General features: G+C 59.3%; 4 protein-coding genes and 4 pseudogenes. 5 read left to right on the forward strand and 3 right to left on the reverse strand.

What is annotated here, in order from left to right:
* Positions 1-689: 689 nt before the first annotated feature.
* A pseudogene (locus tag ACPF7Z_RS19070) lies at positions 690-771 on the forward strand (L-serine ammonia-lyase, iron-sulfur-dependent, subunit alpha); the annotation flags it as partial.
* 94 nt (positions 772-865) lie between these two features.
* Here ACPF7Z_RS19070 and ACPF7Z_RS19075 read toward each other — a convergent pair.
* A pseudogene (locus tag ACPF7Z_RS19075) lies at positions 866-1,587 on the reverse strand (IS5 family transposase); the annotation flags it as partial.
* A gap of 810 nt (positions 1,588-2,397) precedes the next feature.
* Here ACPF7Z_RS19075 and ACPF7Z_RS19080 point away from each other — a divergent pair.
* The 4 genes and pseudogenes from ACPF7Z_RS19080 to ACPF7Z_RS19095 all read left to right on the forward strand — a co-directional run bounded on the left by ACPF7Z_RS19080 (position 2,398) and on the right by ACPF7Z_RS19095 (position 8,889).
* Complete coding sequence (locus tag ACPF7Z_RS19080; protein ID WP_425194827.1) at positions 2,398-4,443, forward strand: hydantoinase/oxoprolinase family protein; 2,046 nt, start codon at positions 2,398-2,400, stop codon at positions 4,441-4,443.
* A 2-nt stretch (positions 4,444-4,445) separates the two neighbouring features.
* Complete coding sequence (locus ACPF7Z_RS19085) at positions 4,446-6,413, forward strand: hydantoinase B/oxoprolinase family protein (protein WP_425194828.1); 1,968 nt, start codon at positions 4,446-4,448, stop codon at positions 6,411-6,413.
* Between the two features lie 150 nt (positions 6,414-6,563).
* Positions 6,564-7,568, forward strand: a complete 1,005-nt coding sequence (locus ACPF7Z_RS19090) for an AraC family transcriptional regulator (protein WP_425194829.1) — start codon at positions 6,564-6,566, stop codon at positions 7,566-7,568.
* A gap of 372 nt (positions 7,569-7,940) precedes the next feature.
* Positions 7,941-8,889, forward strand: a pseudogene (locus ACPF7Z_RS19095) (IS3 family transposase).
* A 387-nt stretch (positions 8,890-9,276) separates the two neighbouring features.
* Here the strand turns inward: ACPF7Z_RS19095 and ltrA are convergent.
* Complete coding sequence (gene ltrA / locus ACPF7Z_RS19100) at positions 9,277-10,557, reverse strand: group II intron reverse transcriptase/maturase (protein WP_023006382.1); 1,281 nt, start codon at positions 10,555-10,557, stop codon at positions 9,277-9,279.
* A gap of 635 nt (positions 10,558-11,192) precedes the next feature.
* Positions 11,193-11,419: pseudogene (locus ACPF7Z_RS19105) on the reverse strand (IS256 family transposase); the annotation flags it as partial.

Consider the following 11,419-nt stretch of genomic DNA (forward strand, 5'->3'; position numbering starts at 1 on the left):
AGGGTAGAATCGGTCATGGCGTATCCACTCGTGTTGATTGAGATCTTGGTCGTGATCAATCAACAGGATACGCCACCCTTCCTACCTTCTCTCATACACCAGAAATCACCATAGCTCGTGGCGAAGCGCTTGATGACGCTACGGGGCATTGGACCGCTGACCGCCAGTGCACTGGCGGTGGCCAGGCGTTCCGCCGTGGCCGGAACTTTGCCGCCTCACTGAGCCTGACACCCAGCACAGTACCGGTGTCGAGACCGCCTGCTGGGTATCAGCAAGCGCGGCGACAGCTACCTGCGCAAGTTACAAGTTACTGGTGCATGGTGCCAGAGCAGTTTTCTGCCATGTGGGGCAACACAATGACAACCTGAGCCAGTGGATCAGGCTGTTGGCTACGCGCAAGCCTACCAAGTTGCGGTTGTTGCCCTGGCCAACAGGACAGCACGACTCGAATGGGCGATCACGCGCCACGGCAGTGGCTATGACCCCGCGCTCGCGGCCCAGGTCGCGTAACATCAACCCGCTGAGTTTAGGAATCTTTCACCGAGGCTACCTACCATCACGATTGCTGAGCATGCTGCAAGATGGCGAACAGGTTGAACCGACGTCAGGAGACCTCTACCGGACGCTGTGCCATGAGAGCCCGTGTAAGCGATTGGGAACTGGCGTGCGGATAGCCTATCAGGGTCCGAGTAGGGGGCTTGGTTCAGGTTCCCTGCATTGAGCGGAACGCGATAGCCAGTCAAAGCCATCAATGCTGCTCAAATGGCGTTAAGTGTGCCTTTCAAAACCGGCCTTGAAGTTTGTTCAAACAGACCAGCGAACACCCCAGTAGCGTGAAGGCATAGTGAATATCGGTGCGGCGCTCATAGCGTATCGCTAATCGCCTCATCCGCCCCAACCAGGCAAAAGTTCGCTCGACAACCCAGCGGTGGCGCCCGAGTCGTTGCCCGTCTTCCACGCCCCGACGAGCGATACGAGGCTGGATACCACGAGCCCGACATGACCGGCGGCAGCGCCGATGATCGTAAGCCTTGTCTGCATGAAGCTTTCGAGGGCGACAACGAGGCCGCCCTGGTCGGCCCGATGACACTGGCTGCACGCTATCGAGCAAGGCTGCTAAAGGGACGCTGTCATGCATGTTGGCACCCGACAGCAGGACGGCCAAGGGAACGCCCTTGCGATCCGTCAGCAGGTGGCGCTTGGTGCCCGGTCTGCCCCGGTCCGTCGGGTTGGGGCCGATGGCCGAGCCCTCTTTTTTGCCGGTACGGATGCGCTATCCATACAGGCCCGCTCCCAGTCGAGCTGATCGGCATGGTGAAGATGTTCCAGTAACGTCTGGTGCAGACGCTCCCAGACACCGGCCTCCTGCCAATCGCGCAGGCGGCGCCAACAGGTGACGCCTGAGCCGCAGCCCATCTCCTGCGGCAGCATCTCCCAAGGGATGCCTGAGCGCAGAACAAACAGGATGCCTGTCAGGGCGTCGCGGTTGGAGACGGGCGGCCGCCCACCACGCGGCTTGGGCTTCGGCGGTGGCAGCAGCGGCTCGACAATGGACCAGAGTTCATCGGATACGATCTTTTTAGCCATACCGAAAATCTAGGCATGGCTGAGGTTGCTTTCAAGGTTTTGAAAGGCACTGTAAAAGGCGATGGGAAACACGGCGGTCTCAATGAAGGAGCTGGAGGACGAGAACCGCCGGCTCAAGAAGATGTACGCAGAGGAACGGCAACTGTTGCGTCGTTCGATTTCGCCCAGCAGGCCTCGCGGGTAGGCACCCAGGCGCGCTCAAGGGCAAAACACCGATAGGATTTATCCTTGAGCAATGGCAGAAAGAGCCCGAGAAGTTTATGACGACCCGAACCATTACTTCACGGGACCAAACACGTAGTTACCGATCCGGATGAGGGAAGCCCCCGGCAAACCGCTTCTGGCCGCCCGATATGGGAGCGGGGCTCTTCCTGCGAGAGGCGCTGCCGGCCGGCTAGAAATGAATGCAGTCGACAAGCCATGGGGTACAGCGCCCGCTGCAGCACACTATCAAATGCAGGAAGAGGCTGGCAGTGCACGTGATGCCAAGCGACAGTGCATCATGCGCCAAACGCTTTCTGTTCACACTGCCTATTGTGTGTATTGTCCGTTCCTAAGACATGAAGGAGGTAATAACAAAAGCGCTGCGCTCTCTAATATGGTTTTATATAAAGTTCAGGAAGCTCTTGAGTTGAAAGCTAGCCAGAAATGATATTTTAAAAATATAGATATCAATTTTAGCTGAAAGGAGCTTTTTATAGAAGTTTCTATGTCGCTGCTATTCGTAAATTGATTTTAGAAGTAGTTAGAAATAAGAGATATATTGATCATGTTTTTTGCGATCTCGAATATAACAACGTAGGAGTTTTTATGTCTAAATTAAGAGTCGCCGTCGATGCCGGCGGAACCTTTACCGACGTCTGTATCTATCACGAAGATACTCAGGAATTCCGCGTCACCAAGGTTCCCTCTACGCCAAGCAACCCCAAGCAGGCCGTGATCGATGGGATACGGCGTGGCGATATCGATCTATCGGACGTGGACCTGTTCTTCCATGGCACCACCGTTGCCACTAATGCGCTGATTACCCGCCGCTTCCCCAGGGCAGCACTGGTCACCACCAAGGGCTTTCGCGATGTGATCGAGATTCGCGACGGCACCAAGGACAACCTCTGGGATGCCTACGAGGACGTGAGTGGACCCTACATTCGCCGTCGCGATCGTTTCGAGGTAACCGAGCGCGTCGACTACGCCGGTGAGGTGGTGACTCCGCTGGATGAAGAAGAGGCCCGCATCCTGGCTCGCAAGCTCAAGCGGCGTGGCGCCACCACGGTGGCGGTGTGCTTTATCAACTCCTATGCCAACGCCCAGAACGAGAGGCGCATGAGAGAGATCCTCGAGGAGGAAGTTCCCGAGGCCAGCGTCTCCACGTCATCGGATATCCTGCCCGAGATATTCGAACATGACCGCTTCAATACCGCAGTGGCGAATACGGTGCTGGGTCCACTGGTGTCGGACTACGTCAAGCAGCTCGATGATGAGTTGAGTGCGGGTGGCTACGACAACGACCTGCTGCTGCTGCACTCTGGTGGTGGCTCGATGACCCCGGCCATGGCGAAGCACTTCCCGGTCCGTCTGGCAGCATCCGGTATCGCCGCGGGCGCGATCGCCGCCAAGCATATCGCCGAGCAGTGCGGTTATCAGAATGCTGTCGGGCTTGATATGGGGGGCACTTCCACAGATATCTCGCTGATCCATGACGGTGAGTTGCGCGTGACCAAGCAATGGGGAGTGGAGTATGGCCACCCCATCGTGTTCCCGAGCATCGAGGTGCTAACCGTCGGTGCCGGAGGCGGCTCCTTGGCACATATTGATATCGCCGGTGCCCTGCGCAATGGCCCTCAGTCCGCGGGTGCCGACCCCGGCCCGGCCTGCTACGAGCGCGGCGGCTCGGAGCCTACCAATACGGATGCTAACCTGGCGCTGAACCGTCTGGGCACCGTCCTTGCGGGCGGCGCACTCGAACTGAACCGGGAAAAGGCGATCCAGGTCATCGAAGAGCGTATCGGCCAGCCGCTATCGCTGGATACGGCAGAGGCGGCACAGGCGATCATCAAGGTGGCGAATGCCAACATGGCCGATGCGGTGCGGCTGGTGTCGATCCGCCGTGGCTTGGACCCGCGGGATTTCGCCCTGATCGCCTTTGGCGGTGCCGGCGCCCTGCACGGTGCGGAGGTGGCCAAGGAGCTGGGTATCCCGGCGGTGATTGTGCCCCCCAACCCCGGGGTGACCTCGGCGATGGGGTGTCTGCTGGTTGATATCCAGCACGACCTCTCGATGATGTACACCGCGGCGGCGGATAGTGCCGATCTGGAAGATCTCAATCGCCATTTCCGGTCACTGGAAGATGAAGCGGTGGACCGGCTGCGCCACGAGGGCGTCGCTGATGCCGATGTGGTCCTGCAGCGTGGCATCTCCATGCGTTATCAGGGGCAGTGGCGCTCTCTGCAGGTGGCGATGGGCAGTAGCGATGCGTCACTCGAGGGTACTATCGAGATGTTCCACCAGGAGCATGAGCGGCAGTTTTCCTTCCGCCAGAATGCGCTCCCCGTCGAGATCTACCAGCTTCACCTGCGTGCCGTGGGCAAGACGCCCAAGCCGGAATTTCCGCGCAGCGAGCGGCAGCCTGGTGCTCAGGCAGAGCCTCATGCGCATCGTGAGGTCTACTTCGAGGGGCAGTGGCACCAGACGCCGGTCTACGACCGGACAACCCTGCCGGTAGGGTTCGAGTTTTCCGGTCCAGCGATCATCGACCAGCTGGACTCCACCACCGTGGTACCGCCCGATACGGTGGCGTCGATCGATGAGTGGAAGAATATTCGCATTCAACTGATTCAGCCGGAAGAGGAGGCATGATCATGGCACATACCAATAAGGATAACGCTCTCGATCCGGTCACCTTCGAAGTCCTCAAGAACGCCTTCGCCACCAGCGTCGACCTGATGAGCGAGCAGATTCTGCGCACCTGCTACTCCTTCGTCATCTACTCGCGTGACTTCTCCTCCGCGTTGTGCGATGCCCAGGGCAACACGGTCATGCAGGGCAGCGGCGACATCGCGGTACACGTCGGCACCCTGCACTTTCAGTGTAAGGCGGTACTCGAGGAGTTTGCAGGCGATATTCACCCCGGTGATGTCTTTGCCATCAACGACCCCTATCGTGGCGGCACGCACCTCAACGACGTCAGCTTCATTCGCCCGATCTTTTCCGAAGGGGAAATCATCGGCTTTGCCCAGAACAAGGGGCACTGGGCGGATATCGGCGGTAGTGTGCCGGGCTCTTTCGACGTCAACGCCAGTACCCACTTCAGCGAGGGGCTTCGCATCACGCCGGTACGCGTCTGGCGGGAAGGCGTCTTCCTGCACGATGTCGCTCAGCTGCTGGTCTCCAACACCCGCGCTCCGGCTCAGGCCCTGGGAGACCTGCAGGCCCAGGCAGAGGCCACGGCGGTCTGTGAGCGTGAGGTTCTCCGCCTGGTCGACAAGTACTCCAAGGCCACCGTGGTGGCTGCCATGCAGGAGACCCAGGACTATGTCGAGCGGGTCGTACTCAAGAGCCTGGCGGGAATGCCCAAGGGCGAGTGGGAGACGGTCGACTATATCGATGCCGACCCTGCGCTGGGCGAGGGGATGGTGCCGATTCGCATTAAGCTGACGCTGGATGGCAGCGGCATTCACTATGACCTGTCGGGGTCGGCGCCTGCGGTTTCCACCTTTCTCAACTCCAGCTATGGCACGACCCACTCCGCCATCTACGCGGGTACTAAGACCTTCTTCCCCGATGTTCCGCTCAACTCCGGTTTCTATCGTGCGGTGACGGCCAATATCGGTGAAGAAGGCAGCGTGGTGAACGCGGGCTGGCCCCATGCGGTCACCGGCTTCTGCTCCGGTCCCTACGAGAAGGTCATGAACGGTATCTTCGAGCTGTGGAGCGGGGTCATGCCGGAGCGTGCCATGGCCTGTGCCTTCAACCTGGAGTACCTGTTGATCGGCGGTAATGATGGGCGTACCGGCAGCGGCGACTACTTTATGTGGTACGACTGGATGGCCGGCGGCTGGGGCGGGCGTCAGACCAAGGACGGCTCGTCGGCCACTTCGCCGGTATTCGGCACCGGGCTAGCCGTTCAGCCGGTGGAGGGGCAGGAGAGGCTGAATCCCGTGCTGACAATGTGCCACGAGATCAGCATGGACTCGGCCGGGCCAGGCCGCTTTCGTGGCGGCTGCGGTGTCGAGAAGGGGGGCAAGCTTACTCAGGTCGACAAGACGGTGATGAGTTACTGCTGTGACCGCGGCCGTTCGGTGACCTGGGGGGTGAATGGTGGCCTGCCCTCCGTGCCCCACGGGGTGTGGATCAATAAGGGAATGCCGGATGAGAAGTACTTGGGGGCCACCTTTTCGAACGTGACGGTACGCTCCGGAGATACCTTCACGCGTCCCTCGGCGGGTGGCGGTGGCTTCGGTGACCCGCTGGAGCGCGATGCACAAGCGGTGCTGGAGGATGTGATCGATGGCTATGTATCCGTCGAGCGCGCCGAGTGTGACTATGGCGTGGTGATCCAGGTTAACGATCCTGATATCGATGACTATTCGATCGACGCAGAGCGAACCGTCAGGGCTCGCGAGTGGATCCGGACAAATCGGCGGGAGTGGCTGCAGACACCACCCGAGGACGTTGCCAAGCAGTATCGAGATGGCGAGCTGAATGTCCTGGATGTGATTCGTCGCTACGGCGTGGTGCTGGACTGGGGCACCGGCGAGCTGCTGGAGAAGTCCACTCGACAGTATCGTGACTCGCTGGCCAAGCGCTCATCCAGTTATTGGACGTGATATTGCGATCGCTAACGTGAACGGCGAGACTTCGTAGGATCCTGGCTGGATCAGATCGGGCCGAGCCTCCGGAGTCTCGCCTTCGTTGCGACACGCTCATACATGGCACGTGAACAGACAGAGAGGAATGGCATGAAAACAACGATGACAATGCCAGGAGCCGCTGAGTTGCCAGGAGTTGCCAGGCCGATAAGGGCCGGTGGAGGCACAAGGCCCGACACAAGGCTAATCTCATACTCGCAGGATCGCTGGACTCAGGTCATTTCCGACACTTACTTTCCATTGACGCTCAATTACGGCGGCCACAAGGAAGACGCCTTCCAGGGGACGCTGAGACTCTGGAGGGCAGAGGGAAGTGACTTCTCTCTATCGCGACTCATATCTGACAGGGCTGAATACTCCCGGTCGCGTTCGCAAATTGCTGAGGATAGCCAAGCCTCGTTTCTGGTGACGATACCGTTAAAGGCAAAGGTGTTTTTTTCCCAGCATGGAAGAAGCTTGAATTGCCCCCCGGGCCACTTCATCGTCGAACAGGGCGATGCGCCCTATCAGTTCGGCTATACAACGCCAAACGACATGTGGGTGTTCAAGGTGCCCGAGGGTCCGATGAAGTCCCGCATTCGGCGTCCGGAACGCTATTCGCAGCACTGCTTATCCGCCCAGGAGGGCATCGGCTGTGCCTTCGTCGAATTCCTGAAGATCTGCTCGCAGCATGTAAATGATTGCAGCGTGGAGGATCAGAGTCGCTTGTTCGAGCAGGCCCTGAGCATGCTGTCGATGGTGCTAGAGCAGGACGAGCGTGTGCTGAATAGCGAACAGTCACATATGAAGACTGCGCACCTCATGCGAATTGAGCGCTATATCTCGGCCAACCTGGGCGACCCTGATCTGTCGCCCACTCGCATCGCCCATTTCTGCGGTATTTCCCTGCGCTACTTGCACAAGCTATTTTCAGGATCGGGGTATACGGTCGGTGAATGGGTTCGCGCCCAGCGGCTGGAAGCCGCACACCGCGAACTCGAATCGCTACCCGTGGGAATCAATATCGGTGAAGTGGCCTACCGCTGGGGGTTCTCGGAGCAGGCGCAGTTCAGCCGCGCGTTTCGCAGACGGTTCGGTTATTCAGCCAGCGAACTACGGGATCGCCAGACATGAGTGGCAGCAGTGTGACTCGAAGCCGGCAGCTAATCGCTCATCGTTAAAGCTTGGATTCAACCAATAAACGTGTATGGTCTCCTCCCGGATTGCAAGGCCTCAGGCTGAAGAAAGGGACAGATTGGCTTTCATATATCCGGCCTGATGTTGAAGCCTGAGGCTTCTGGCCTTGATGAGACATTCGCGCATACCGTCCTTATCAGCACTTCGGCATTGGCTGCCTCTGCGTTTGCCAAGTTTTCAATATGCCGGTCTTACCTGTATTCATCGTGCCTGTTGCCTACGCAACCTAGGTGACCTTCTCCCCAGAAACCGGTCCATCGGCAATGTGAGATTTCCGCTACGTTTACTCTGATAGCAGGAGATCTCGCGATGAAGCGTAATCGCCATACCGAAGAGCAGATCATCAGTATTCTCAAGGCCAACGAGCGCGGCGTCTCAATCGCCGAGCTGGCCCGCCAAAACGGCGTGACCGAGCAGACCCTTTACCGCTGGAAGGCCAAGTACAGCGGCATGGAGGTTTCGGAGGCCAAGCGCCTCCGCGAGTTGGAAGCCGAGAACGCCCGGCTCAAGAAGCTGTTGGCGGAAAGCGCCCTCGTCAATGCCGCGCTCAAGGAGATCGTCTCGGGAAAGTGGTGACGCCCGAAGCGAAGCGGCGGGCGGTACAGCCTCTGGTGACGGGCGGCTGGCTCAGCCAGCGAGGCGCCTGCAAGCCTTGGCGACGAGCTATCCCCGCTATGGCTACTTACTGCTGCATGCACTGTTGCGTCAGGAGGGTCTGGTGATCAATCGCAAGCGTACCTACCGGCTGTACTGCGAGCATGGCCTCCAGGTCCGGACCCGACGGCGCAAGCGACTGATCCGGCCGAGGACACCGATGCCACTGCCGGACCGCCCCAACCAGCGCTGGTCAATGGTCTTCGTGTCGGATCAGTTGGCCTCGGGGCGTCGGTTTCGCGTGCTGAACATCGTGGACGACTTCAACCGAGAGTGTGTCGGGCAACTGGCAGATACGTTCATTTCCGGGCGTCGCTTGGCCCGATTCCTGGACGAGATTGCTCAGCAGCGCTCTCTATCAGCCTCGATTGTTTGCGATAACGGGCCGGAGCTGACCAGCAAGGCAATGTTCTTCTGGGCGCGCGAGCGGAAGGTGACGCTGGCCTTCATCCAGCCGGGCAAGCCGACGCAGAATGCGTTCATAGAAAGCCTCAACGGCAAGTTCCGGGACGGCTGCCTCAACCAACACTGGTTCCTGAGCCTGGCGGATGCACGGCACGAAATCACGCAATGGAGGACCCACTACAACCATGTCACATTGTGAGCGGACCTAAACCGGGGGGAAGGTCAAAGAGCTGAACAGATAAGGCAAAAGCTGGTAGCGAACGCACATTTAGGGGTATGTGGCATTCCCGATCAGCGCATGGGTAATCATAGGAGATTTCAGACAGAGCAAAGAGGTTACATTATCCTCTAGTTGTAGGGTCCCGGATGATCGAATCGCCTATAGAAGTTATCCTCTGCTAGCCGCCAGGGAGCTTCTTCAGCAATTCATCCGGGAGCAGGTTCATGGACATCAAGCTGCATAAACAAGCGACCACGACACCGAAGGTCCGAGTTATTGGTCGGGTAGACCGGACGATTGCTCGTTCCGGCCCCCCACAGATCCGAGCGTGCGCGATTGACGCACTCGGCTCCTCAACCGTCAGGTTCACACGAAGGACGCTCGGTGCACGATTCTCGCTCGCGGTAACGGGAGTGTCAGCAACAGTTGCCTTGCCTTCTCCCACGGGAACCATCCTCTCTGCGATCGCCTCCTGAGCCACTTGATCCAGGTTGTCTGAACCCTGTATTGGAAGCGTTGCAGAGACTCGATGTTGTGGGTTATCCCGTAGTACGCATAGTGCCCCATAACCTTTCGACAGAGTTGGCGGTGCTGATCACGCAGGGGCAGGTGGCGGTTGGCTCGGCACCACAGCGAAATTCGCTTCAGGCCTCGCTTGAACCGGTCCTTGGCCGTTTTCTGCTTGATGATCCAGCGTCCACGCAGGGACTTCCCCCAGTAATAGGTAAAGCCCAGGAAGTCGAAGGTCTCGGCCCGTAGCTCGCGATGTGGCCGAAACCGTACCAGCCGAGTCTTGGTCGGGTGCAGGGTAAGGCCGAAGCGCGCAAAGCGCTTGGCCAGTACCTCCAGCACCTTGCGGGCATCAGCTTCGTTGCTGAAGGCGAGCACGGCATCATCGGCGAAGCGCACCGAGAATGCTCGTCCGCGCAGGCGTGGTTTGACGTCTTGCTCAAACCACTCATCCAGCACGTAGTGGAGGTAGACATTCGCCAGCAAGGGGGAAATCACACCCCCTTGTGGGCTGCCTATCTCGCCCTTCTGCCATTGCCCGGCGTCCAATACCCCGGCCTTGAGCCACTTGCCGATCAGGCGGAGAATCACGCCGTCCTTCACTCGTTGCTGCAGAAACGCACGCAGGTGCTGGTGGTCGATCGTGTCGAAGAAGGCTTTGATGTCCAGATCAATGACCCAGCCTCCGCCCATCGACATCAGGCCATTCCTCACCGTTCCGATGGCCTGATGCGCCGAGCGCCCCGGCCGGAAACCATACGAGCACTCGTGAAAGTCATGCTCATAGAGCGGCTCCAGCAGGGCCACCACGGCACGTTGCAGGACCTTGTCTTCGAAGGTAGGAATGCCAATCGGCCGTGTGGAGCGCCCGTCTCCCTTGGGAATATTGACGCGCCGCACCGGCGGCGCCCGGTAGCGACCGCTCTTGGCCGCTTCCAGCAGACGCTGGACGTTAGCCTCGAAGTCGCGCGCGAAGTCGTCCGCCGTCTGGCCGTCGATCCCGACGGCGCCGTCACGGCGCGTCATCAGGTAGGCCGTCCTCAGCCACTGGGCGTCGATATGATGCGCCAGTGACGTGAAGGCACGCTGCGGGAAGCGCTCTGCCAGCGCTGCTATCCGCACTTGTTTCGTGGACATGACCTCAGGTTCCTGTGCACCTGTCATGTTGCCCTCGTGCAGTTCTGATGATTGGCCGCCCCTTCCCTCCAGCGGGTCCCGTCGAGTAGGTTCCCCGCCTTCTTCGGTACTATGAGCGACTCCGACTCCCGCCCTTCCATCCGGCTGGCTCCTTATGGTCGCCTGGCCGTACCCCCTGAGTGCCTGTTGTTTGCTTCCGGTACCGTCAGGCACGACAGCACCGGACCGGGAGCTTTCGCCGCAGGCAGCCCCATGCCTGTACCTTTGTCGTTCAGAGGAGAAGGACGGGCCTCCCAGGTTCCTGGGAAACCCCTGTATGGACATGCCCTGCTCTTCGACCCCGGCGGCCCTTCCCTGCCAAGCCATACGGCAGGGTCGTGTTGCCTTCCAGCATTTGAAAACTGTCGGCGACTGCCACTACCACAATTTCGGGGCTCTATCACACGGCCTATCCACTCGCTGTGTACGCTTCGCAGCGGCGGTTACCCGACACCACGCAACACTCGCTGCCGGCTGGTGGCTAGCCTTGGCCGGGTGGGACTTTCACCCACTGGGTTTCACGACATCCTTTCCACCTTCTCGGTTTCCCGGATGTCCAGGCTTTGCCTGGCGCACTCAAATCTGGTGGATGACGGTCAGGCCGCATTCCTGTCTGATTGATCGGTTATCTGCTCTCCGTCCTGGAACTTGACGTTGCTGACGACCAGTTCCAGCTTCTGGAAGTGCTTGATACGTCTCCAGCATTTTTGGGCGCTCTGAAGCAACTTGAATACCATCGACAGGGTCGTCGCCCGAGAGCCGCAGTTCCGGCTCCGCTTGCTGCGCAGACGGACCGTGGCGAAGGATGACTCGATCGGGTTAG

Origin of the sequence: Halomonas sp. GXIMD04776, from assembly GCF_049808615.1 — a bacterium.
In the GTDB taxonomy this organism is placed as follows: domain Bacteria; phylum Pseudomonadota; class Gammaproteobacteria; order Pseudomonadales; family Halomonadaceae; genus Modicisalibacter.

Excerpts from the sequence above, each read along its gene's own strand:
- ltrA (WP_023006382.1), bottom strand. The coding sequence starts at position 10,557 with ATGTCCACGAAACAAGTGCGGATAGCAGCGCTGGCAGAGCGCTTCCCG.
- ACPF7Z_RS19090 (WP_425194829.1), top strand. The coding sequence starts at position 6,564 with ATGCCAGGAGCCGCTGAGTTGCCAGGAGTTGCCAGGCCGATAAGGGCC.
- ACPF7Z_RS19085 (WP_425194828.1), top strand. The coding sequence starts at position 4,446 with ATGGCACATACCAATAAGGATAACGCTCTCGATCCGGTCACCTTCGAA.
- ACPF7Z_RS19080 (WP_425194827.1), top strand. The coding sequence starts at position 2,398 with ATGTCTAAATTAAGAGTCGCCGTCGATGCCGGCGGAACCTTTACCGAC.